The organism is Nonlabens sp. SY33080, assembly GCF_011784885.1.
Lineage (GTDB): Bacteria > Bacteroidota > Bacteroidia > Flavobacteriales > Flavobacteriaceae > Nonlabens > Nonlabens tegetincola.
On the sequence record NZ_CP050461.1, the window covers coordinates 2661667 to 2686503 of the forward strand.

Genomic DNA, 24837 nt, shown 5'->3' on the forward strand with positions numbered 1-24837 from the left:
AGAATTATGGAAAGACAACCTGTATCATCATCAAATATCGCATCGATTGGATACGATGTAGATTCCCAAACATTAGAAATTGAATTTTTAAACAACGCGGTATATCAATATTTCGATGTTCCAGAGCATCATCATACCGGTATTATGGAAGCCAATTCACACGGTCAATACCTAGCCCAAAATATTAAGGGAGTTTATCGTTATTCCAAACTTTAGTATGGTAAATCTCAATCAGAAATTAAAAAGAGTTGAGCTCAAAAGTTTTGAGATAGAGAATGAAATTATATTCAACTATTTTGATTCAATACCATCAAAGGATAGGGAGGACAAACTTTTTAAAGCGTTGTACATCGGTGTGTTGGCATTGATGGAAGACAGGCTCTCGGCATTTCTTTCCAAAACCAGTAATGAGTTAGGAACAGAATTAGAAAGTTTGAAGATGATTTTTGATATGAATAAGGAATTGTTTTATAAATCATCTGTTAAGGGCAACCTTGCGGAAGAGGAAATTGCTCAATTTCTAAATGATTACTTCGCGTCTAAAAAATTAGGCGACCAAGCATTTTTGACTGGTAATACCGTAGGAAACTTGCCAAGAAATAAAACAGGAGATATTGTCTGCGAATTAGAGGGAGACAAAGGTTTAAGAATAGTCATTGAATGTAAGTTCGACAAGAGTATCGCTATGGGGGATATCAGATCTAAAGATGTATTTTCTCGCAGAAATGATACTGTATGGAGTCAGCTAATTGAGTCGCAAGCTAATAGAAACTCTGAAGTAGGAATAATTGTTCTTGATCGCGCTTTAGTAAGTAATTCTATTTTGAATGAGATTGAAAACGTTGGATACATTCCAAGTATAGGCTTTGTTGCGATTATTGATTCACAGCGAGGTGATTACACCAATTTGTCAATTGCTTATATGCTATGTCGAGACATAGCTATCAATTCTGAAAAAACCTCTCTAAACAAGGATATCTTGGGAATGATAGTTAGTAGGATTATAAAGGACATCAATGAGGTTAAAACGATTAAGTCATTGGTGCAATCAAATATTGATAATAACAAGAACATTCTCAAACAACTTGAAAAATCGATGCAACTAATGGAGTTTAATCAAGAATACTTGAGCGAGTTTCTCAAAACTGGAAATATTTCAAAAGAAAGTTTATTGAAGTTTTATTATGCAGATGACGTTAAGGATAAATTTAATTTAATCGAAAAGGAGATTAATGACAATTTCTAAATCTAGACTGTTTTACGAAATATTTACCAGAGCCAGCTATAACTTATACCAATTTACTTACAGCTTTGGGTAAATAATAATTTATAGTGCAGACAATTCCCCACCTACGGCACTTGCCACTTCATCACTCACTACCTCATTCCGCTGGGCTACATTCGTCCGTTCACTCTTCAGCAACAAGAGCCTTCGGTTCCGCGCGGTACCAGCAGGTATTGTGCAAAGCGTTTCAAATTGAGTTTTGATATAGATTGATACTTATAAATTCTAAAGGAAATCAGTCAAGCACAATACCTGCTCGTACCTTTTGCCTTTGCGCACACCTAGTACAAATATTTTCGTCGTTGTAATAAACAGCAGTGATACCATTAAAATTCGGGAAGGCAGGTAATAAGGTGTGCGCCAGTTGTTCCGTTTTGTTCCATAAAACATCCCGAAAAGGGTATATAAACGACCATCAAGATTGGTAAATAATTTGAACCTTAGTTAAGGTCGCCCTTGTCGGGACCGCCACCACAGCCAACGCGCCATCCAAAGCGGTGGCTTGTTTTATTCCACACATTTCACGCCTTTTGCACTCGTGGCTACTCTTAACCCTTAAAATCCAAAGCGGTCGGCTATCGCCGGCTTAATTATTAAGGGGTAACCGCCACTTATTGTTTTGCGAGCCTGCGTGTCGCTTCGGGCCTATACGGTGTCACAGTTTTTGATGTCATTTCAATAAACATTGTGCACAACCATAACGTCCTACAGCCGTACCATCTTACCCGTCGGATAAGCTAGTACCGCTTCCGTCCTGGCAAGTAAGAGCTATTTGTTCCTTTCGCGACTTCCTATCGTCAGACACTTCACTCACAAACAGCACTTACCCTCTTCAATATACATTTTGCTACCATTAGCGGAATCAAAAACCTGCGCCACCTAGTGTTTACAACATAGCCGTGAGCGCCTTTCGTGCCTACAGGCGCCCACTCACGGCACCCTCGCTCATCTCGCAGTCGGCTCGCGCCTTTGGATTACCTGCTCAAGAAAACTTAGACTTCGACAACAGGAGCTTTAGGGGCATTGTTCATTACCGATTTGATTCCAGTTTCCATTCCAGAACTACTTTCATACATTTCACTCGTTCCAATGACCTGTCCATTACTAGCCTTGAGATTGAAATAATTCTTCCCATTATTGGACCTCTGTCTATCATATCGACTGTCAATTTGAGAATTTTCTCGAACCGATTCAATTCCGTTTGAACATCCTGCTTTTGAAGTGTAAGCCTCACTTGCCAGTATGTTTTGTCCATTACTTGCCTTCAATCTAAATCTGTGCTGACCACCAACATCTTTGTACATTTCAAATTTTCCCATAGTATTTGGTTTTAAATAATATCAGATAAAGATAAAAAAGGTCACAAAGATAGGTGGCTTCCAAAGGCCACCGCACACCTGCAGTAAAGTTCAGGCCCTGCGGGTTTTGAAAAAAATAGTGCGCCAAAAGCGCGCACCATTTTAGAAAACCACTTTTTCAATCGGTCTGTATTACGGGTTACTGCTGGCGTGCCAAGTCGCTGTCTATGCTCTATCCTTTGTACTCTTGGAAAGGTTCGTTATAGGATTTCGAAAGCGCACGATTTTTTCCAAAAAAACTTGACAACTTGGCCACGCCACCAAAAAGATTGCTTTCTTTTTTTCGTTTTTCTTTGTAAAAAAAATGTGTTCATTTTCTTTAGTTGGATTGAAAAAGCCCTGGCGGTAAACCAAGGCTCTCTCGTTCCAAACTGTCATTTCTTCCTCTTGCGCCGAAGTTTGGATTTCAACCAATCTTTCAGATATATCTTCAGCAAAAGCGATACAATAAAACTGACACACGCACCGAATACAGCAACCAAAGCCGAACCGATGAGGTCATCAGCTGAGGTTGAATGCAGAGCTGTGGCAATAGTACCGCCAATTGTTCCAACTTTCGTGGACATTTATCTGTGTGGCATCTGATTAACTTTAAGCCTCTGCAGACTGTTCTTTTTTCGCTTTCGCGGAAGCGGAATCACTATCGGAAGTAACTGCTTGACTCACAGCCGTAGCTACAGTACCAGCAACGGTCATATATGTAGCAACGGTTACCAAAGTAGCTGGCAAAGCAATTGGCGAAGCGATAATTGCACCACCAGCTGTTGCCAAAGCAATACCGATGTTTCTGAGGATTCTAAAGAATTTAGGAGTTGGTTTTTTATAGCGTTCTATAAGTGTCATAATTCTGGGATTTAATAGTTAAAAAAATAGTTTCTTTTCGGTCATACGCCTGATAGGAAAGTGACAACAGCTTGTTTAAAGCAACTTTTGACGACCAACCTTTGCCGATGTCGCTGAGTTGGGAAACCGGAGCTAAACAGCCTTCCAAATCTCGCAGAGCATCATTGGCAGGATGAATCAAAATCAAACTGCGACCAGGAACATCCAACACGTGTAAATGATTTTTGAATCGAGGCGAAAAGCGTGGCACTACTTTGTAGCGCCCTTCGGGAATGCAAGAAACATTGCATTTGTTTTCACGCCAGGGTAATTCAATTATAAAACAGATGAGGTAACCATTAACGAAAAGGGCACCATTGGTACCCTTTTCAAAGTAGCTTCGCTTCAGGAGTAGTTCCATCTTACACAGTGTCAACTTTTGCTACGGAAAGGGCATTGTAAGCACCGTTTTTGAGTGGGTACATCTGTCCGTTGACCTCTTGGTAAAACTCAATACCAATCACTTGCATAATCGGTAAAACAGAGTTTGCAGGAAGTGCCACATCCAAATCAATCTGAGCCGTGTTTGTACCATTGTATGGTAGGATTGCAGTTTCAGTACTCTCGAAAGAAGAGCTCTCATTTGCAAAATCCAACTCTGATGCACCTGCGACCACTTTAAAGTGGGTCGTACCAGTTGGCGCCGCTACGCGGACGCTTGGTGCAAAAGGTTGAAGTGAAACACCTACATCACCAGTCGCACGGTCCAGAGAAGTTGAGTACGGCGCAAACAGAGTCGTCGCCAATTTACCGTTGAGGTTGAACTCAAAGCCTTGCAACGTGTTCATATCACCATCTTCAATGGTTCTAAGACCACGCTCATTGACCGTGTCGGTTTTGGTAACCGCCACCAGAGCCTTTGTTAATCGACTTACCACACGCTTGTCTTTTGCATTCTGCAGAAGCACACGAATAGCGTTGCGAATAACCTTTCCGCCCTTTCCAGCACGTCCAAATTCAGAGCCGTTTTCTCGCGTTCTTTGAAACGCTGGGTCATTAGCGATACGATTGGCATCCACGCCACCTTTGGTGCGCGCAAGATGTCCATCAGAGCTTTTGTAAAAGGAAATGTCGCCAAGAGTTCCTTTTAGCTTGATAATACCAGTTTGTCTAGCCATTTTTAGAAAATTTTATGATTACTCAGCAAATCAAACTAGATTTGTAGAACTGTCAGAATTCCTAGAACCGCATCTGCCACCTAGCACGATTTTTGCCGTTTTAAGTGTATCGTTCAAGTATTGATGCCGTATGGATTAAGTATGGATAGTGTATTAAAATGAAGATTGTAAGAGCCACCATATTCCCCAAAGACGTTCACTGCCTTACCGGCAGAAGTGAACGCTATGGCCGTAAGCTTTTGCAGGACATTAGAAAGCACTTCGGCAAGCAGTCCTACCAGTTCGTAACCGTAGAAGAATTCGCTGAGTACAGCGGAATTAAAGAGGAAACCATCAAAGAATATTTACTTCAAGTTTCATAGTATTTATAGCCATTTGAGTAGGTTTGAAATCAGAAAAGAGTTATCTTTATATAGTCTTGAAATGCTAATTTCAATTAAACAAGTTCTTTCAAAATGGTAGGTATTCGGTCAGTTGAGAAAACTGAATATTGAGTAATGCCTAACAAAATCCGCATATAGCGTGGCTTCGCGATAATCCTACCGTGGTCACGAATAAACCAAAAAAGGTGAAAAGAAGTCGAGTTTACTCAAAATTTCTTTTCATCTTTTTCTATTTTCAACCCGGAGTTTTATTAGGATGAGCAGCAATCCTATTCAAAAGGTATTTATAGGTACTACGTCTTGATTTAAAAGTCTGGATTTTCTCCTGTCAAGTTCACAATACTCCAATAACCGCGTCTAATAGGCGTGTTTTTTATGGAGTAACCTCGAGTAATTCAAGGTTTAAATAAAAGATAATGCGGTAATCATTATAAGTGACTTATTTACAGTATAGTGCTGTTTTGATGTTAGTAATCCTATCGTAGTCAGGCTAAAGAAGACTATAACAAGATCCTAACAAGGATTATTATTTATTACTAATTCCTCAATTTGTAAGAATAGCTTTCTTGTTTAAACTCACTTAAATGAAGTATAATTATTAAAATTGTAACAAGAGTTACATAAGCAAAAGTGACCACATCTTATATTTGTTTAAAATCTGATCCAATTGAAAAAATCTGCCATATACAGTCTGTTATTCTTAAAATGTCCACGTTGTAGGCAAGGTGAATTTTTAGAGTCAAATCCCTATAAAATTTCAAATTATAATAAGGTACGAGAACATTGTCCAAAATGTAATCTTAAATATTCCATCGAGCCTAGTTTTTATTACGGTTCCATGTATGTTTCCTATGCAGTTGGGGTTGCGATAGCAGTGGCTATTTACGTTTTATTGTGGTTAGCTGGTTATGGATCTAGTCCATTAATTGCCTTTATTGCGATACTTGTAGGGTTAGTTCTTTTATTCCCATATATAGGAGCTGTTTCAAAATCTATCTGGGCTCATTTTTTCTTTAAGTATGATCGACAGATTGCCAAACAGGTAAAAAATGATTCAAGAACTTAATAAACATTATGGTTCTCAGTTTGAACTTGCTTTAATTGAAGAGATTAATCAAGTAGCTACCTTTATGGAGGTTGATGCAGGTGAAGACCTCATTAAACCTGGGCAATACATCAAGTCCATGCCATTATTACTAGATGGTAGCATAAAAATATTAAGACCAGATGAAGAAGGTGATGAATTATTGCTTTATCACCTTGAACGTGGTGACACTTGTGCAATGACAATGACTTGTTGTTTAGGAACCACCAAAAGTGAAATACATGCAGTTACCGAGACTTCTGTAAAACTACTTATGATTCCAGTAGGTAAAATGGAAGAATGGTCTCGCAACTATAGAACCTGGCGCAACTTTGTTATGAATAGTTACCATGAAAGGTTAATGGAGATGCTAGAAAGTATCGATAACATTGCCTTTAACAATATGGATGAGCGATTAGAAAACTATTTATTAGACAAGGTTAAAATACTCAATAGTAAACATATCCATATTACTCATAAAGAAATCGCGGCCGATTTACACACCAGTCGTGTTGTTATCTCTAGATTACTTAAAAAAATGGAGAATAATTCACAGATAAAACTTCATCGCAGCTTTATTGAAATGCTGTAAAAAAGAAAACTAAATTTTAATTAATTCTTACTCCTGTAACAAGGGTTACATAAATACCTGATTACCCATTTTACTTTTGATTTCAAAATCAATACATTATGGAGTTAATGGATGTTTTAGGCTATGTAGGCGCATTATTAATTGGTCTGGTTTTAGGACTTATTGGTGGTGGTGGCTCCATTCTTACCGTTCCCATTTTAGTATATGCATTATCTCTTAATCCTGTTGTTGCAACGGCCTATTCATTATTTGTCGTAGGTACCACTGCCCTAGTAGGTGCTGTAAGAAACATTTTTAAAGGAATGGTAGATTTTAAAACAGCGATAATATTTGCTATACCTGCATTTATTGCGGTCTACCTTACACGAGCTTATTTAATACCAGCTATTCCCGTACAGTTATTTAGTGTGGGAACATTTATCGTTTCTAAAAATCTTGCGATAATGCTGTTTTTTGCCATAATAATGCTGGTCGCTTCAATTTCAATGATACGTAACAAGCGCAATGAACATCACGACGATAAAGAGGTTTCTTATAACTATCCTTTAATTGTGTTAGAAGGATCTATTGTTGGAGTACTTACAGGAGTTGTAGGCGCTGGTGGTGGATTTCTAATTATTCCAGCTTTGGTATTACTGGCCAGATTGCCTATGAAAAAAGCGGTAGCTACCTCATTATTAATTATTGCTATAAAGTCTCTGATTGGTTTTATAGGAGATGTTCAAAACCTAGACATCGATTGGTTATTCTTACTCAGCTTTACTTCAGTTTCCGTAGTTGGAATATTTATTGGGATCTGGCTCAATAAATTCATTGATGGTAAACGATTAAAAACAGCTTTTGGGTGGTTTGTTCTAATCATGGGAATATATATTATTTATAAAGAGGTGTCTATGTAATAAATGTTACCGTAAATGATGAGATGCTTATTTAATTTTAAATCAAATAAGAAATAATTCCGCTTTCGCGAAAGCGTGCTCTTTCAACAAACTGGAATTAGTGTATTATAATTTAAGCAAAAAAAGGATTATGAAAATAGAACAGATTTATACCGGATGTCTAGCGCAAGGAGCCTATTATATTGAAAGTAATGGTGAGGTAGCTATTATTGATCCATTACGAGAGGTTCAACCCTATATAGATCGTGCAAAAAAGGATGGAGCAACAATAAAATATATTTTTGAAACTCATTTCCATGCCGATTTTGTGAGTGGTCATGTTACACTTTCTCAAAAAACAGGTGCTCCTATCGTTTATGGCCCAAATGCCAATCCAGATTTTGAGGCGATTATCGCCCAAGACAATCAGGAGTTTTCTTTAGGAGAAATAACTTTTGTCGTGTTGCATACTCCAGGACACACTATGGAAAGCACGACCTTTCTTCTAAGAGATAAAAATGGAAAAGATCATGCGATTTTTACTGGTGATACCTTGTTTCTAGGAGATGTCGGAAGACCAGATCTAGCACAAAAGGCAGCAAATATGACACAAGAGGAACTTGCTGGAACCTTATATGAAAGTTTGCGTAACAAGATCATGCCACTAGCCGATGATGTCATAGTTTATCCTGCTCATGGCGCAGGAAGTGCTTGTGGTAAAAATATGATGAAGGAAACTGTAGACTCACTAGGTAATCAAAAAGCAGTTAATTATGCTTTGAGATCAGATATGACCAAAGAGGAATTTATTAAAGAGGTGACTGATGGATTGTTACCACCACCAGCTTATTTTCCCCTTAATGTAAAAATGAATAAAGAAGGTTATAAAAATATAGAAGAAGTAATAGCTCAAGGTGAAACTGCGCTCACCCCAGATGAATTTGAAGCTGCTGCAAATGAAACAGGTGCTTTAATGCTCGATGTTCGACATCAAAGTGAATTTGCTGTTGGGCACGTTCCAGGATCAATATTCATAGGGCTTGATGGTAGTTTTGCTCCATGGGTAGGAGACCTTGTAAAAGATGTGCATCAACCTATACTTTTAATCGCCGATGAAGAACGAATTGAAGAAGCAATAACAAGACTATCTCGAGTAGGTTTTGATAACACAATTGGATATTTAAAAGGAAGTTTTGCTGCGTGGAAAAAGGCTAGCAAAGAATACGATACAGTAAGTTCCATACCTGCATCTCAATTTAAAGCTAAGCTTGAAAATGATAAACCTGAAATTTTTGATGTAAGGAAACCAGGTGAATATCAAAGTGAACATGTAATTGATGCACAACACACACCTCTAAGTGAATTAAATAATTATTTATCAGAATTTCCTGATGATAAAACATTTTATATCCATTGTGCAGGTGGATACCGCAGCATGATAGCTGCATCCATTTTAAAGAGTAGAGGAATTCATAATCTAATCGATATTCAAGGCGGCTATAAAGCTATTAAAGAAGCAGGAGTATCGACAACTAATTATGTATGTCCATCTACTTTGAAATAGTTTATAATTTAGGTTGGTTAAGTTGATAAAGCGTCTGGAAACAGACGCTTTTTCTATTTAGAAATAAAGTCGCTTTGTTTAGCAAAAAAGGCTTCGCAACATATAGGTATTCTTTAGATTTGTAAATTATCGATTCTATATTTTGAAGATATACAACTTACTTTATTTTATTATAGCGTTGTCCAGTAATCTAATCTTTGGACAACAGGAAGTATATCATCACTTCTCTAGAAATGATCAATTACCCGATGCTACTTTTTACGATATTATTGAAGATGATCATTTTAATATATGGCTAGCTGCAGACAGTGGCTTGTATAAATATAACGGCAAGCAGTTTATTCTATATACACATCCAGACCAACATGGTGATGCAGTGTTTAATCTGACCCTGGATCACAAGGGACGTTTGTGGTTCAACAATATATACGGCCAATTTTTCTATGTTGAAAATGAACAAATGACGCTTTTTCATGATGCACATGACATAGTAAACGGTCAGTTAGTCCCCTTCAGCGTAGATGAGGACAATGTAATAATCTATAATCGATCTGGTGGGATTTATCACATTTCTAAAAGCTCTAAAGAGAAAACCCTGCAACGCAAGGACAGAGTACTTACTACGACCTCAAGAGGAGAGGAAATATGGCATTTAGATATACCCATAGATGATTCTACCGACCAAATACATAAAATTATTATAGAGTCAAATAATGAGTCTACGGTGGTCGATGAATTTAATCGTGAAGATGTCGTTGCTCCATCTTTATTTGAAGCTAATAACAGCATTTTCCTGACCTACAAATTGAAAGGTGGCAACAAACTTTATACTATAGATAAGGATCAGCCTTTAAAAGAAATATCAATTCCTGAAACCATTCAGAAATTAAATATATACAACATAACAGGTCATCACAATGAATTATGGCTTTGTACCAGTGATGGTATTTGGGTCTGCAAAAAGAATGGACAAACTTTAGAAATTTTTGATCAATTGCTCGAGTCCCAATCAATTTCAGAAGTAATTACAGATTTCAACAAAAATCAATGGGCGACCACCTTAGACAATGGAATTTTTGTAATCCCGAACAAAGAAGTTACACGAAAATCCTTACCTGAAGGTAAACAAAAAATTACTGCGGTTACAAAAGTAGGCGATGATCATTTCGCTTTGGGAACTGATGTTGGTACACTTTATTTATATAATACCGACCTTTCATTAAAATATAAATTAGATCTCAATGATAAGAACAACATAAGCTTCTTGTATCACGACACTACTGAGCATACCCTGCTCATCAGTATTTCAAGTAATTTATCCTACAAACTGGATCTCGACACCTTTAAGCTTACCCCTTTAAAATCTGTGTTCAACTCTGCAAAAAGCATTGAGCGTTTGAATGATCAGTTTCTGTTTTATGGAAACTTCAAAGAGGCCTTACTCTATGATTCCAGCTTAATTAAAGAAAATGCAATTCTCATCAGAAAAAATCGTGTGAAAGATGCTTTAGTCATAGATGAGAACAAGCTTTTGATATCATTTGTAGATGGATTGTATTTATATAACCTAGCCTCTTCAACATTGAGGGAAATTAAATATGGTAATGAATCCGTATTTGCTACTTCCTTAAGCAAGATTGATGATGAGATCTGGGTAGGCATTAAGGATAATAAAGTTTTGAAAAGTGTGATAATAGATGATGGATTACGCTTTCGCGAAAGCGTAAATCTAAATCTTTCAAAAAATAAAAATCAAACTTCAACCTCATTAACTAAGCTGAGATCAGATCAGCAACATCTATGGATGCTCAATGAAGGAGTCATAACTCGCTATGATCTCACCGATGATTCTGTGCAAGAATTTAATGGTCAGATGGGGATGAATGAACTTATAAACGAGTACCTACTATATGATGATCTAATAATTTCTACTTCTATTCAAGCTTTATACCGCATTCCTAAGTATGCGTTTACACAAGCGCTCAAAACTGCACCTATCGAAATTACAGATGTAAAAATCAATAGTTTATCGCTTGTGTTAAAGGAAAACTACAATCTAAAGCACGATAGGAATAATATTTCCATTGCCTTCAATTCAAACGGTTTTCAATCTAGAGAGTATGTAGCCTATGAATACCAACTCGTTGAAAGCAACAAACAATGGATATCCATTCCCGTAGGAAACACTCAGGTTGATTTTGCAAGCCTTTCACCGGGAACCTACACCTTTAAGTTGAGGGGAAAAAACTGTAAATCAGATATTTATAAATATGCTGGTCCGGTGACGTTTTCCATTGAACCACCCTTCTGGCAAACACCGTGGTTTTATTTTTTAATTGCTGTAGGGATCGCTGGAGCTACCTTTTTTATCTTGAAACAATTACAAAAGAGAAAAAATAAACAACGTAAAATAGAGATTGATCGATTGTTGCTGGAGAAGAAAATGGCAAGTCTCAAGCTTGAGAACATTAGGTCTCAAATGAATCCGCATTTTGTTTTTAACTCACTCAATTCCATCCAAGATTTTATTGTTTCTAATGAACGGGAACTAGCCAGTGATTATCTTGTTAAATTTAGTAGGCTTATAAGAAAGTACCTAGATTATAGTCAGCAAGATGAAATTACTTTAGGACAGGAGATAGCTGCGCTCAAACTCTATTTAGAATTAGAGAAAATGCGATTTGACGATGAGCTTGATTATTCTATTAAAATAGATGATACTTTAAATATTGAGCATATAATGATTCCATCATTACTGGTTCAACCTTATGTAGAAAACGCTTTGAAACATGGTCTTATGCATAAACCTAGTAATCGTAAGTTAATGATCGACTGCGGCGTTATTAAAAATGAGAAAATCTTAAGCATCAAAATTGAAGACAATGGTATAGGCAGGCAACAGTCTGCATTGCTTAATAGGAATAGGGGAAGATCACATACATCGTTTTCTACCGCTGTAAATAACGAAAGAGCCTTACTTTACAAGGAGCAATTTAATAAACCGGTAGATATTGTAATTGAGGATTTAGTAAATGACGGACAAGCTTCAGGTACTAGAGTGACCATTACTTTACCTTTAAATTAGATTATATGCAAGCTATAATAATTGACGACGAAAAACGTGCTAGGCATTTATTGACTACGTTAATACGAGATCATATCAATGAGCTCCATGTCGTTGCCGAGGCCTCAAATCTTAAAGATGGAGTGACAGCTATAAAAGAATTGAAGCCAGATATTGTTTTTCTAGATATAGAAATGCCAGGCGAGACTGGTCTGGAAATCATGAATTATTTCAAAGATGATGAAATAGTCTTTCAAATCATTTTTGTTACTGCTTATAACCAGTATGCCGTTGATGCCTTTCGTATGAATGCGATAGATTATTTATTAAAACCTATAGCTGTTGATGAATTGAAGTCCGCTTTCGCGAAAGCGAAACAACAACAATCCTCACAACAAATAAGTGAGCAAATAGAACGTCTAAGACAGTCTGTTCAACAGTTGTCAATGGATAAAATTGTAATGGAAATCCCACGAGGGTATCTTTTTACCTCTCATAACGATATCATCTATTTAGAGGCAGATGGCATGTATACTAATGTGTATATGATTAATGGTAAACGTAATGTTATTTGTAAGCCATTAAAGCATTTTGTTGAACAATTAGAAGGCAATAAATTGTTTTTTAAATGTCATAGGTCCTATATGATAAATTTAAAGCACATCAGTGAACTTGTCAAGCATGATGGGGATTACATAGTCATGGATGATAAAAAACAAATACCTATTTCTCGTTCAAAAAGAGACCAGTTTTTAACAGCGATACAAGAAACCTTTTTGTAGGAACCGTTTAGAAAAAAACTAAATGGTTACAGAAAAGTAGAGATGAACTAGCTGTTTTTACCTTGTTCATTTGCAGTATTAATAAATCAATCCTGCAAAATGAAAAAACAATTACTTGTACTACTTATTGGTGCGTTTTTAACAACGACCTATTTAAACGCTCAAAATGTCAATATTCCTGACGCAAATTTTAAAAATTACTTAGTTAACTCTGCAGCTATTAATACTGATGGTAATTCCGAAATATCTGTGGCAGAGGCCACAGCTTTTACTGGTGCCATATTAGTAAATGGGTTGTCAATTTCAGACTTAACGGGTATAGAGGCTTTTGTAAACATTAATAGATTAGATTGTTATAATAACAATTTAACCACTATAGATGTTTCTAATAACCTGGCATTAACGCGTTTACACTGTAGTAATAATCAAATTACAACTTTAAATATCAGTGTAAATACATTGATTAATGATATTCAATGTCATAATAATGGTGTGTTGGATCAATTAAATATTGCTAACGGTAATAACAGCAACTTTACTTATATGAAAGCCTATGGAAATAGTTTATCCTGTATTCAAATAGATCCTAATTTTACACCACCTAACGATGTTGGAAATTTCAGTCAAGGTTGGACAAAAGGTGCCACTGCAATTTATAGCGATGATTGTGTTGCTCTTAATCAAGTAGTAAATATTCCTGATGCTAATCTTAAAAACTTTTTAGTAAGTGATAACAATATCAATATAAATGGAGATACTGAAATAACGATGGCAGAAGCTCAAGCTACTACAGAGTTAATTATGAACGGTATAGGTATTGCAGACTTAACAGGAATTGAAGCTTTTACTAATTTGACACGTTTAGATGTGCCTAACAATAGTTTAACCACTATTGACGTGAGTAACAATTTATCTTTAACACGTTTGCACGTTGGTTTCAATAACTTAACAAGTTTAGATATTCGTTTAAATACAAGTATCAATGAATTGTTTTGTTATGATAACAGTTCATTAGATACTTTGTTGATTTCAAATGGAAATAATAGCAATTTTCTATTTATGAAAGCATATAATAATCCAAGTTTAACGTGTATCCAGGTAGATGCTGGATATTCACCACCTGCAAATAGTGGTCAATTTACACAAGGCTGGACTAAGGATGGTCAGACAAGTTATAGTGAGAACTGTATACCAGTAGTTTATTATGTGAATGCTAATGCAACTGGAGCTAACGATGGTAGCTCATGGGCAGATGCTTTTACAAGTGTAACAGACGCTTTAGCTCTTACCAGTTTAAATGATGCGGTTTGGGTGGCACGAGGAACGTATACTCTAGCAGATAAAAATACTCCAATTGCAATTAGTACAAACGAGGTGGATATCATTGGTGGCTTTGCAGGTACTGAAACAACTTTAGCAGATAGAGACTTAACAGCCATTCACACTACAAATGCAACCATTTTTACTGGTGATATAAATGGTGATGATATCGCAGGTGATTTCTCATCAAACAAAAGCGATAATGCAGAACGATTGTTTGAATTAAGAACCAGTAATGTCACTTTTGATGGAATTATATTTGAGAACATTTACGACACCTCACAATCAGGTGGTGTGGAAGAGAATGGCGTAATATTTATACCGAATAATCTGAACTCTAATAACTTAAAAATTAAAAACGCGGTATTTAGAAACAACTATTCAAATGGTTATTTGCTAAAAATAAGAAAGTTTAATCAAGGATTACTTATTGAAAATACTCAGTTTATCAATAATACCATAGTTGACATGGGGTTAGTATTTATTCAATCTGATAATACCAATCGTTACATTTTCACACGTTGGGCAAATGTTCTAGTAGCCGATAATGATGTCAATCTTGCAGCACTTAATATTAACCGTGAAGGTTTTAACAATGGTAATACTCTAGATGTTGTGATTAATAACAGCACGTTTATTAATAACGACTACAACAATACTTATGGTAATTCTATTACGGCCTCAGGTAATAGAGACGTAAATCTTAATATCAATAACTCTATTTTCTGGCAGAATACCATAAATGGTACAGTAGCAACTAGAGATATCTCTAATGGAGCGACTGCTACATACGATGTATTTATTAGAAATTCTATTGCAAAAGTATCATCAAACGCTGGAACCACTGGAACTTTTAATACAACAAACGTAACAACCTTAGATCCAGCAACAGACAACCTAAATTTAAGTACGGATTACAAACCTACATCTGCCTCTACTTTTATTATTGATCAGGGAGATAACGCTTACTACGATGTCGCTTTATTTGGTAATTCAGATTTGTCAGGAAATGATCGCGTAGTTAGTACTACCATAGATTTAGGGGCTTATGAATATAACTCAACATTAGGATTAAGTGATGAAACTAATGTGTTTGAATTGAAGTTATACCCTAATCCAGCTAATGATCATGTAACATTCTCTAGTTCGGATGACGTGCATGATGTAAAGCTTTACGATTTCAGTGGTAAACAAATAAATGTGCAAGTAGAAAATAATATAATTGACGTTTCTACTTTACCGTCTGGGATGTATATCGTCAAAGCTGTTATAAATGAACAAATCACTGCTGCAAAACTGATTGTTAGATAGTATTCGTTTTTCAATTTTTCTAAAGCTGCCTTGAGATCAAGGTAGCTTTTTTTGTATTGCTAAATTCAACCTGTTGCTTTTTTGTGATTAAATTATTTGCTTACATTAAAATATCATTCAGATAATAGTTGATAGGCTCCTGTTGATTTTATATACAAAATGACGGGTTCAATAGATTCATTCATAATTACATGTGAGGCATTATCTGTTGAACCAAAGTAACTACCAGGATCCAGTTCTTTTGATTTACTAGCTTTATAAGTTAATTTTCCACCTATCACGATAGCTCTAAACTCTTTGCCGCTAGCCTCAAAGGTTCCAGAAAAACCGCTAGGAAGCTTTATCAAAGCACCGCTAGAATCGTTACTATTAGATTGTCCCCATAGAAAGGCTATTTCTGGTTTATTCCTTGATTTATCGTTTGTATTCAGATTGGTCCATTGAAGATCAGAAGCTTCTATCCATACTAGGTTCGATTTATGAATGTTTATTGGTTTTTCTTCATTTTCAAAGGCTTGATCTTCTGGCTTAACTAAGTATGGTCCACTATCAATTTCTACATAAGCCATGTTTTCACTAGCGTTTGCTGCTGTAATGTGACCTTCACCAGCTGGTTGTGTCCAAAAGGATCCTTGTGGCATCCACATGCTTTTGGCATTAGGGTCATCATTATGTAAGGAACCTTTGATCACAATTCCTCGATAGGTTATATTATGAATGTGAGGTGGTGATGAAAACCCTTCTTTAAATTTAACCAGGAATCCTGAGGCTTGATTTTCCTTGCGATTTCCCCATAAATCACCAGCTTGTGGACTAGCATCACCTCGAGCAGCATTTAAAGGACTCCAGTTTACCTGCGAACTCAAAACAACTTCAGTATTTTGATTATTAGTAGTGCTCGTTACTTTTTCTTCTTTATTTTGGGTATTGCATCCCATAAGAATCAGGGCACAAGCTGCGAATATCATTGTTCTTTTTATCATAATTTATTTTTTAAAAGTTTTTGGGTAAGATTGTGTAGTTGGTTTAATTTTTCGTGGTTATAAGCGTCGTCATGAGCATGGGAAAAATCACCTTTATCGTTATCAAAATAGGATCCTGATGATTCATTGAAACGTTTTGATGTTGCAAGCTGAGTTAATATGTCAGCTCCTTTACTGGCATCGGACCAGTGATTACCAAAAGCTTCTTTAACCATCTTAGTATTTAATAAGGAACCTAGATTTACAGCGATTACATTAAGTTCAGGTTGTTCTTTGGCAAGCTGGAAACTCCACATCGTAAGAGCTAATTTGCTTTGTGCATAGGCACCGCTTTCCGAAACCGTTTCCTTTCCTAGAAAAAATTCAGGTGAAATACTAGATTGTGCAGCAGAACTTAAATTTATAACCCTAGCAGAATCGGATTTCTCAAGCAAGGGCAATAGTTTAGTAGTTAATAAATAGGGAGCTAGATAATTAACAGCGATTCTAATATCGATTCCATTATTAGTAGTTGCTACAGGTGAATTGTAAACACCTGCATTATTAATCAAAACATCTAACTTGATTGTTTTTGAAGCTATCTGATTAACAAAGTCGTCAATACTTTGTAATTGAGAAAAATTGCAAGTAAAACCATAAATAGTTTTGCTCGTCGTTAATTTTGTAATTTCCTCTACAACTTTACTAACCTTTTCACGATTACGGCCATGAATAAAAATGGTATGTCCGTCCTTAGCCAAATCAATGGCGGCTAATTTTCCTATTCCATCTGTGCTACCGGTAATTAGAATGGTTTTCATAGTGTTTTTAATTAACTATACTTTTTATAGTCACAAAACTAAATATAGTTTTATACCTTTGCAATAACGGTCAATTTAGATAGTAACAAAATGACAAATGAGCAGCCTAAAAAATTAACATTCAATGGTAAGGAATATCCTTGTTGTGCTAGTTTAACAATGGGTGTAATAGGAGGAAAGTGGAAGACGGTCATTCTTTATCATTTAATGAATAATACGTTGAGGTATAGTGAGTTGCGTAAGATGATGCCACAAGTTACTGAGCGTACATTAAGCCTTCAGCTTAAAGCACTTGAAGAGGATGGAATTGTAAGTCGTAAGGTATTTACCACAAAACCACCTTTAAAAGTAGAATATACTTTAACGGAATTTGGTAAAACTTTAATACCTCTTGTTCAATCAATTGCAGATTGGGGTGACTATGCTGTTGCCCAAAAAAGCTGATTCATAATCTTATCTCGTTATCTCCTGAAATTAGAGTTCTAAGAGTTAAGTAAGCTTGAAGTATTTCGCTTTCGCGAAAGCGAAATTTTAAAATTCCTTATCAAAAAAAAATAAGATAAAAAAAACTCGTTACAAACCGTTAAGGTTCATAACGAGTTTATTAAGATTCTACTTCATTACTGTTTTTGTTGAGTAGGGTAAATATAAACATCGTTCACATTAACGTGATCTGGTGTAGCAGCGGCATAAGCAACTGCCTGGGCAATATCATTAGCTTGTAATGGTGTCATATCACTCATATTGCCTAATTGGTCCTTAATGTCCTCATCAGTAATCGTATCTTGTAATTCGGTACTTACAAAACCTGGTTCAATGAGAGTTACATTAATCCCATATTCTGGAGCAATTTCTTGTCGTAATCCTTCTGAAAACATGGTAACAGCCGCTTTGGTAGCACAATAAACCGCACCACCTGGGAAGTATTTACGACCTGCGCTGGATGAAACATTAATAATGTGTCCGCTTTTCTGTTCCTGCATGATAGGTAAAGTTGCTGCGACTCCGTTAAGAACTCCCTTAAGGTTTACGTCGACCATTTTTTCCCATTCATCAGTCTTTAATTTTTCTACATAGGATAATGGCATTAATCCTGCATTATTGAACAAAATATCTATCGAATTAAAATGCTCTTGAGTATTCTCAATCACAGTATTCCAATCTTCCTTATTAGTAACATCGGCAGTTACTACCAGTGCATTTCCTCCTGATTGAGTGATTTCATCTTTTAATTCCTCTAGTTTTTCAGTACGTCGTGCACATAGTACGACATTAACTCCTTGTTCTGCTAGTTTTTTTGCGGTTGCTTCACCTATACCACTAGAAGCTCCGGTAATTATTGCTGTTTTTCCTTGTAAATCCATTTTGTTTTTTGTTTTTGATTTAAAATTTTAAATGTATGTTTTGATCAGTTATGCAAACGGTGTATAATCCCTAGGCTCGTGCTGTACTGATATCCATTGAACTCTGGTGAACTCTTCAATGATAAAATCTCCATTAAACCTTCCAATCCCGGATCCTTTTTCACCTCCAAAAGGGACATTAGATTCATCATTTACAGTTTGATCATTAATATGAATCATACCAGTAATTACTTTACTCGCAAATTGAAGTCCTTTTTCGACATCCTTAGTATGTACAGCTCCACTTAAACCAAAGTCTTGACTATTTGCAATAGTTAGTGCTTCATCGTTAGACTTAAATCTAATGATAGGAGCTACTGGACCAAAAATTTCATTGGCAGCAATAGGCATATCATCGGTTACGTGGTCTAGGACAGTTGGATGCATGAGAGCACCATCGCTTTTACCTTCTAGAACAACCTTGGCACCTGCATCAATACTCTTTTGAAGATCTTCATTTATACGTTCCACTTGTTTGGAATCAATCAAAGGTCCTATGGTAACTTCCTTATCTTGAGGATTACCAACTTTTAATTTTTTAGTTCCTTCGACAAATTTCTCGACAAACTCATCGGCTATACTTTCATGCACAACAATTCTGTTGATGGACATACAAATTTGTCCTTGGTGCATGAATTTACCATATAAAGCTGCTTTTACTGCTTGATCTACATCAGCGTCCTCCATAGCAACAAATACATTGTTACCACCTAATTCAAGCGCCATGCGTTTTAATTTTTGTCCGGCTAGTTTTCCTATGTTTCTACCTACTGGAGTAGAACCTGTAAAGGAAATAAGTTTTGGAATCTCGTGTTCTACAAAGTAATCGCCAATATCTGATCCTTTACCTACAACGGCATTACAAACACCTTTAGGTAAACCGGCAATTTCAAATAATTTGGCTATAGCAAGAGCTCCTGTAATGGGAGTTTGTGATGCTGGTTTCAATACTACTGTATTTCCTAAAGCTATTGCAGTCACCACTGAACGTATAGATAAATTGAGTGGAAAGTTCCAAGGACTAATAATTCCCATCACGCCCAATGGTCTGCGGTAAACTCTGTTTTCCTTGTGAGGTACTCTAGAATTAGTGATGTATCCATGCATACGGCTAGGAAATGAAGCAGCTTCCTTAATGATACCTAAGCTTATCTGGATTTCTGCTTCTGCTTTAACTCTTGAACTACCTGCCTCTTTAATTAACCACTCTATAAGTTCTTCCTTATTGTCAACAATAGCATCATGAAAGTTGTTTACTATTTCTGCACGTTTTTGGGGCAACTCTTTTCCCCATGACTCTGCCGCTTTCTCTGCCGTTTTATAAGCTTTATCTACATCTTCTTGAGAAGCTCCTTTAATGGATAGTAGTTTTTCTTGATTAAAAGGATTCTTGTCCTCTATAATTGTTTCGCTGCTTCCTTCTGTCCATTGACCGTTTATATATTGTTTGTCAACGCCTTCTAATATTGCCATAATCTTTACTTTTTCTTTCGTTTTCTTTTAAAATTACAGGCATTAGTAGCTTACTGCTCACAAAGAACTCCTAATCTTAAAACTCACAAAATCGCTTTTGTAACATGATCTTTAACATTTAAGGCACTCGTTAGATACAGCTATAACAGGATGTTAAACCTATAAGATGTTAAATTTTTGTCCTGTTTAAGACGACAAATGGTCTTAAAATGCACCATTAAATTTTAACTTATGCCTTTGATTATTAGTTGGTAAGGTTTAAAAGTTTCTTAAGGCAATGAAAATTATCTCTTAAGGTTTGGTGGTTTAGATTCTATTATCGTAATATTGCAATGTAACAATAAGGATATGGGTTTAGCTAAAACTGAAATATTTACCGATGAGCAAAATGCGATTTCCGCTTTCGCGAAAGCGTTCTCCCATCCAGCTCGTGTAGCTATCCTACAACACTTGTATAAAACTAATACTTGTGTTTGTGGAGATTTAGTGAATGAAATAGGTCTAGCACAGCCTACCATTTCACAACATCTAAAGGAACTTAAGCAATTGGGTTTGATTCAAGGTACGGTTGAAGGTACAAGTGTTTGCTATTGTATAAATGTTGAGAACTGGCAATCCATGAAGAATATCATGTTTCAATTCCTTAATCAAGATGTAGCAGAAAACTCATCTTGTTGTTAAAAAAATTTATGTCTATTTATCGTAATATCGCAATATTATAATTATGAAACTATCCACTATCAAAAAACATCTTGAAGAACTAGATGTTATAGCCTTTGAATTACCTAATGGTGATCTTGTACCCAATCATTTTCATGTAACTGAAGTAGGTAAAGTGACCAAAAACTTTATTGACTGCGGCGGTACCGTGCGTAATGAAGAGGTTGTTAACTTCCAGCTTTGGAGTGCAAATGATTATGATCACAGGTTGCATCCAGAAAAGCTCCTAGATATAATTACACTTTCTGAAAAAATATTAGGAATAGAAGATCTAGAAATCGAGGTAGAATATCAAGGAGATACTATAGGGAAATTTGGTTTGGAGTTTAACGGCAGTCATTTTTTACTTACCTCTAAACAGACGGATTGTCTTGCCAAGGATAATTGTGGCATTCCAGTCAAAAAAGAAAAGAAGTCTCTCTCTCAACTTACTGCTACCACTACCTGTGCGCCAGGCAGCGGTTGTTGTTAAACAATAAAAACTAGTCATGGTATTTACAGAAATTTCTGATTACTTGAAAAATATTCAAGTAAACTCTATAGATGAGCAACGCAAAGAAACACTACAACCTTTAATTGATTTTATCAAAGACCGACTACAAGCAGATAAGGATGTAAGAATTAACTTTATTTGTACTCATAACTCTAGACGTAGTCACCTATCTCAAATTTGGGCTCAAGCTGCTGCATCGTACTTAGGTTTCAATAAAGTCACAACCTATTCTGCCGGTACTGAGGCTACTGCACTCTTTCCTGTAGTTGCTCAAACCCTAGAATCACAAGGATTTCAAATAGAAAAATTATCTGAAACCGATAATCCAGTTTACTCCATAAAATATGGTGAAAATGAACATCCTATCATAGGATTTTCCAAGGTGCTGAATAATAATTTTAATCCACAAGGAGAATTTGCTGCGGTGATGACTTGTGATTCTGCAAATGAAACCTGTCCTTTCATTGCAGGAGCGATTAAAAGAATTCCGATCACCTTTCTAGATCCTAAAATATCTGATGGCACACCACAACAGCAAGATGTTTATTTAGAACGCAGCCATCAAATCGCAACAGAAATGCTTTATGTATTTCAACAAGCCCAAAAATAGTCTTTGTAATTACAAAGAATGAGCACTCTAAAAAAGTGTTGTATAAAACAGTAGAGAAATGTCTTCAAAAAAATTAAACTTTCTTGATAGGAATTTAACGCTTTGGATTTTTATTGCCATGGCAATAGGAGTAGGGTTAGGTTATTTTATACCTTCTTTTCCGGATATTGTAAATTCATTTAGTAGTGGAAGTACCAATATTCCTATTGCTATTGGTTTGATATTGATGATGTATCCACCGCTAGCCAAGGTGAATTACTCATTACTTCCCAAAGTTTTTAAGAACGTAAAAATACTATCCACCTCATTGATTCTTAATTGGGTGATAGGTCCTGTTCTTATGTTCATACTAGCAATTTTATTTCTGCAAGATTATCCAGAGTACATGGTTGGACTCATTTTGATAGGACTAGCTCGCTGTATAGCCATGGTTCTTGTATGGAACGATCTTGCTGAAGGAAGTAGTGAATACGGTGCCGGTTTAGTTGCTCTCAATAGCATCTTTCAGGTTTTCGGTTATAGTTTTTATGCTTGGTTGTTTATCACCATTTTTCCACCATACTTTGGATTTGAAGGAGCGATAGTAGATATTTCCATAAGTACTATTGCAGAAAGCGTTGCTATTTATCTAGGAATACCTTTTTTAATGGGTATTCTAAGTCGATTTATTTTAATTCGAATAAAAGGAGAACAATGGTATACTCAAACATTTATTCCAACTATATCTCCATTAACCTTGATAGCGCTGTTGTTTACTATAATAATCATGTTTTCATTAAAAGGTGAGCTTATTGTTGAAATCCCTATGGATGTGATTATAATAGCAGTCCCTTTAATGATTTACTTTACCTTAATGTTCATCATTGGATTTTTCTTTACCCGTGCGATGGGTGCAGAATATGATAAAACGGCATCGGTGGCATTTACCGCAGCAGGAAATAATTTTGAACTGGCAATCGCAGTCGCTATAGCGGTATTTGGACTTAACTCTGGACAAGCATTTGCAGGAGTAATTGGTCCACTGGTAGAAGTTCCAGCATTAATTTTATTAGTAAGAGTTTCTTTTTGGTTGAAAAAGAAGTATTATGATGCTTCTTAACCATGGGACACTTAACTTTACTGTTATGAAAAAGATCATCTTACTTATCGGTGTTTTTATGATGTTAGGTTGTTTTGAAAAAGAAACAGCCAAGTATCCAAGCAGGCAGCCTAGTTGGGAAACGAAGAAAGCAGATGTTGAGGATTTTTCCGCTTTCGCGAAAGCAAAAACATACCTGCCAGTATACTCGCACATCTATCACGTGCATGATGAACGTGCCTTTGACCTTACTGCAACAGCGAGTATAAGAAATATATCACCTACAGAACCTCTATATATAACGCAAGCAGATTATTATAACACCACAGGTGAAATAGTAAGATCGTATGTTAAGGATCCTATAGTGGTAAATCCTATGGAAACTCTAGAAATTATCATACGTGAAAAGGATTATGAAGGAGGATCTGGTGCTAATTTTCTGTTTGAATGGGCAATGAAAAATACAGATAATCCACCGCTGTTTGAGGCTGTGATGATATCTACTTATGGGTCTCAAGGATTGTCATTTACAACTCGAGGTGTTCCTGTTCAGTAACTCGATGTATTGATTCATAAGTGGTCTTAATGCTATAGAGAACAGGCAGGATGTGGCAAATCTCGTTCATTTGTTTTATTCCAAGGTGAGAAAAAACGAGGTCCTTGCACCTATTTTTTCAAAACATATTAAAGATCATGAATGACAATTACATATTAGTAAGTTGACTGATTTTTGGGAATCGAATTTATTCAAAAAGGCAAAATACAAGGGCAGTCCAGTATCCCATCACATTAAAGTTGATAAAGCGGAATCTTATAAAATCGAGCCCATACATTTTGGTATTTGGCTACAACTGTGGATTGAGTCGGTAGACGAACTTTTTCAAGGAGAAATTGCTACACAAGCAAAATTTATCGCAAGAAAAATGAGCACAGGACAATACATTGCAATGTGGAATCATAGACCAGATATATTTAAATAACTTATTATTACTAAGAGTACTTAAATCATTAACAAATTAAAAGGTTACTTGGAGTCCTCCTTTTAATTATTTTCGTAGTATGACTCACGATCTATCACCTTTGCGAAAACATATTGAAGAAATAGTAAGTTTAACTGATAGTGAATGGCAGTTTGTAGCATCTCATTTTGAGTATAGAAGTTTGAAAAAACATCAATTCGTGATACAAACAGGTCAAGTTGTAGATCATGAATTTTGGATTTTAAAGGGGCTTTTAAGGACTTATTCCCTAGATGAAAGCGGTAAGGAACACATCCTACAGTTTGCTTCAGAAAACTACTGGATAAGTGATTATCATGCTTATCAATATCAAATGCCTGCAACTCTATTTTTAGATTGTTTAGAGGACACACAGTTTTTAAGTCTAAGTTTTGAGAGTCGAGAATTGATATGTAAGGAAGTACCTGCTATGGCCAACTTTTTCAGGGTAAAATTAAATTACGGTTTTGTTCATTTGCAACAAAGAGTACTTTCTCATCTTACCCAAACGGTTGAACAGCGTTATGAACGATTAATTGACGAAATGCCGCATTTGATTCAACGAGTTCCAAAAAAACTTCTTGCTTCATACCTAGGTGTAAGTAGAGAAACATTAAGCAGATTGAAGGTATAAGTTACACATCGCCATTTACATCTG

Annotated in this window: 25 protein-coding genes; 17 read left to right on the plus strand and 8 right to left on the minus strand. The window is 36.0% G+C overall.

What is annotated here, in order from left to right; all coding sequences use genetic code 11:
* Window positions 1-6: 6 nt before the first annotated feature.
* Complete coding sequence (locus tag HCN53_RS12055) at window positions 7-216, plus strand: KTSC domain-containing protein (RefSeq protein ID WP_167343106.1); 210 nt, start codon at window positions 7-9, stop codon at window positions 214-216.
* A gap of 1 nt (window position 217) precedes the next feature.
* Window positions 218-1246, plus strand: a complete 1029-nt coding sequence (locus tag HCN53_RS12060; RefSeq protein ID WP_167343107.1) for a hypothetical protein — start codon at window positions 218-220, stop codon at window positions 1244-1246.
* Window positions 1247-2277: 1031 nt separating this feature from the next.
* Here the strand turns inward: HCN53_RS12060 and HCN53_RS12065 are convergent.
* The 4 genes from HCN53_RS12065 to HCN53_RS12080 all read right to left on the minus strand — a co-directional run bounded on the left by HCN53_RS12065 (window position 2278) and on the right by HCN53_RS12080 (window position 4643).
* Window positions 2278-2604 (minus strand): YegP family protein, encoded by a 327-nt coding sequence (locus HCN53_RS12065; protein WP_167343108.1) that lies wholly within the window; start codon window positions 2602-2604, stop codon window positions 2278-2280.
* Between the two features lie 630 nt (window positions 2605-3234).
* Window positions 3235-3486, minus strand: a complete 252-nt coding sequence (locus HCN53_RS12070; RefSeq protein WP_167343109.1) for a hypothetical protein — start codon at window positions 3484-3486, stop codon at window positions 3235-3237.
* Window positions 3464-3886 carry a DUF5675 family protein gene (locus HCN53_RS12075; RefSeq protein WP_167343110.1) on the minus strand — a complete coding sequence of 141 codons (423 nt, stop codon included), beginning with the start codon at window positions 3884-3886 and terminating at the stop codon, window positions 3464-3466. The genes HCN53_RS12070 and HCN53_RS12075 overlap by 23 nt, the downstream gene beginning before the upstream one ends.
* A gap of 1 nt (window position 3887) precedes the next feature.
* Window positions 3888-4643, minus strand: a complete 756-nt coding sequence (locus tag HCN53_RS12080; protein ID WP_167343111.1) for a hypothetical protein — start codon at window positions 4641-4643, stop codon at window positions 3888-3890.
* Between the two features lie 1050 nt (window positions 4644-5693).
* On the opposite strand from HCN53_RS12080, the gene HCN53_RS12085 reads away from it, so the two are divergent.
* The 7 genes from HCN53_RS12085 (at window position 5694) to HCN53_RS12115 (ending at window position 15621) form a co-directional block, all read left to right on the plus strand.
* Window positions 5694-6092 (plus strand): DUF983 domain-containing protein, encoded by a 399-nt coding sequence (locus HCN53_RS12085; RefSeq protein WP_235784008.1) that lies wholly within the window; start codon window positions 5694-5696, stop codon window positions 6090-6092.
* Window positions 6076-6702, plus strand: a complete 627-nt coding sequence (locus tag HCN53_RS12090) for a Crp/Fnr family transcriptional regulator (protein WP_167343112.1) — start codon at window positions 6076-6078, stop codon at window positions 6700-6702. The genes HCN53_RS12085 and HCN53_RS12090 overlap by 17 nt, the downstream gene beginning before the upstream one ends.
* Window positions 6703-6800: 98 nt before the next feature.
* A complete protein-coding gene (locus tag HCN53_RS12095; protein WP_167343113.1) occupies window positions 6801-7601 on the plus strand; it encodes a sulfite exporter TauE/SafE family protein in 801 nt (266 codons plus the stop codon).
* A 130-nt stretch (window positions 7602-7731) separates the two neighbouring features.
* Window positions 7732-9144: an MBL fold metallo-hydrolase gene (locus tag HCN53_RS12100; RefSeq protein WP_105018573.1), complete on the plus strand. Its 1413-nt coding sequence runs from the start codon at window positions 7732-7734 to the stop codon at window positions 9142-9144.
* 142 nt (window positions 9145-9286) lie between these two features.
* The gene (locus HCN53_RS12105) at window positions 9287-12229 is read left to right on the plus strand and encodes a histidine kinase (protein ID WP_167343114.1); all 2943 of its coding nucleotides are present in this window, start codon (window positions 9287-9289) and stop codon (window positions 12227-12229) included.
* A 5-nt stretch (window positions 12230-12234) separates the two neighbouring features.
* Window positions 12235-12990, plus strand: coding sequence for a LytR/AlgR family response regulator transcription factor (locus tag HCN53_RS12110; protein ID WP_167343115.1), 756 nt, complete (start codon window positions 12235-12237; stop codon window positions 12988-12990).
* A 99-nt stretch (window positions 12991-13089) separates the two neighbouring features.
* Window positions 13090-15621, plus strand: a complete 2532-nt coding sequence (locus HCN53_RS12115; RefSeq protein WP_167343116.1) for a T9SS type A sorting domain-containing protein — start codon at window positions 13090-13092, stop codon at window positions 15619-15621.
* 113 nt (window positions 15622-15734) lie between these two features.
* Here the strand turns inward: HCN53_RS12115 and HCN53_RS12120 are convergent, their stop codons facing one another.
* Together HCN53_RS12120 and HCN53_RS12125 are read right to left on the minus strand one after the other, a co-directional pair.
* Window positions 15735-16604, minus strand: coding sequence for a DUF4437 domain-containing protein (locus HCN53_RS12120; RefSeq protein ID WP_240919359.1), 870 nt, complete (start codon window positions 16602-16604; stop codon window positions 15735-15737).
* Window positions 16601-17404 carry an SDR family NAD(P)-dependent oxidoreductase gene (locus HCN53_RS12125; protein ID WP_167343117.1) on the minus strand — a complete coding sequence of 268 codons (804 nt, stop codon included), beginning with the start codon at window positions 17402-17404 and terminating at the stop codon, window positions 16601-16603. The genes HCN53_RS12120 and HCN53_RS12125 overlap by 4 nt, the downstream gene beginning before the upstream one ends.
* A gap of 90 nt (window positions 17405-17494) precedes the next feature.
* Here HCN53_RS12125 and HCN53_RS12130 point away from each other — a divergent pair, with 90 nt between their 5' ends.
* Entirely contained in the window at window positions 17495-17848 is a 354-nt protein-coding gene (locus tag HCN53_RS12130) for a winged helix-turn-helix transcriptional regulator (protein WP_085774168.1), read from the plus strand.
* Window positions 17849-18024: 176 nt separating this feature from the next.
* Here the strand turns inward: HCN53_RS12130 and HCN53_RS12135 are convergent, their stop codons facing one another.
* Together HCN53_RS12135 and HCN53_RS12140 are read right to left on the minus strand one after the other, a co-directional pair.
* Complete coding sequence (locus HCN53_RS12135; protein ID WP_167343118.1) at window positions 18025-18768, minus strand: SDR family oxidoreductase; 744 nt, start codon at window positions 18766-18768, stop codon at window positions 18025-18027.
* A 48-nt stretch (window positions 18769-18816) separates the two neighbouring features.
* Entirely contained in the window at window positions 18817-20280 is a 1464-nt protein-coding gene (locus HCN53_RS12140) for an aldehyde dehydrogenase family protein (RefSeq protein WP_105018365.1), read from the minus strand.
* Window positions 20281-20628: 348 nt separating this feature from the next.
* On the opposite strand from HCN53_RS12140, the gene HCN53_RS12145 reads away from it, so the two are divergent.
* The 7 genes from HCN53_RS12145 (at window position 20629) to HCN53_RS12175 (ending at window position 24813) form a co-directional block, all read left to right on the plus strand.
* Window positions 20629-20961, plus strand: coding sequence for an ArsR/SmtB family transcription factor (locus HCN53_RS12145; protein ID WP_060523121.1), 333 nt, complete (start codon window positions 20629-20631; stop codon window positions 20959-20961).
* 43 nt (window positions 20962-21004) lie between these two features.
* Window positions 21005-21472: a DUF6428 family protein gene (locus tag HCN53_RS12150; RefSeq protein ID WP_167343119.1), complete on the plus strand. Its 468-nt coding sequence runs from the start codon at window positions 21005-21007 to the stop codon at window positions 21470-21472.
* Window positions 21473-21488: 16 nt separating this feature from the next.
* A complete protein-coding gene (locus HCN53_RS12155) occupies window positions 21489-22103 on the plus strand; it encodes a protein-tyrosine-phosphatase (protein WP_167343120.1) in 615 nt (204 codons plus the stop codon).
* A 58-nt stretch (window positions 22104-22161) separates the two neighbouring features.
* Entirely contained in the window at window positions 22162-23202 is a 1041-nt protein-coding gene (gene arsB, locus HCN53_RS12160) for an ACR3 family arsenite efflux transporter (protein ID WP_167343121.1), read from the plus strand.
* Window positions 23203-23227: 25 nt separating this feature from the next.
* On the plus strand, window positions 23228-23737 hold the full coding sequence (locus HCN53_RS12165; RefSeq protein WP_167343122.1) for a DUF3124 domain-containing protein: 510 nt from the start codon (window positions 23228-23230) through the stop codon (window positions 23735-23737).
* Between the two features lie 163 nt (window positions 23738-23900).
* Complete coding sequence (locus tag HCN53_RS13100; RefSeq protein ID WP_240919360.1) at window positions 23901-24161, plus strand: group III truncated hemoglobin; 261 nt, start codon at window positions 23901-23903, stop codon at window positions 24159-24161.
* A 79-nt stretch (window positions 24162-24240) separates the two neighbouring features.
* The gene (locus tag HCN53_RS12175) at window positions 24241-24813 is read left to right on the plus strand and encodes a Crp/Fnr family transcriptional regulator (RefSeq protein ID WP_167343123.1); all 573 of its coding nucleotides are present in this window, start codon (window positions 24241-24243) and stop codon (window positions 24811-24813) included.
* Window positions 24814-24837: the final 24 nt, after the last annotated feature.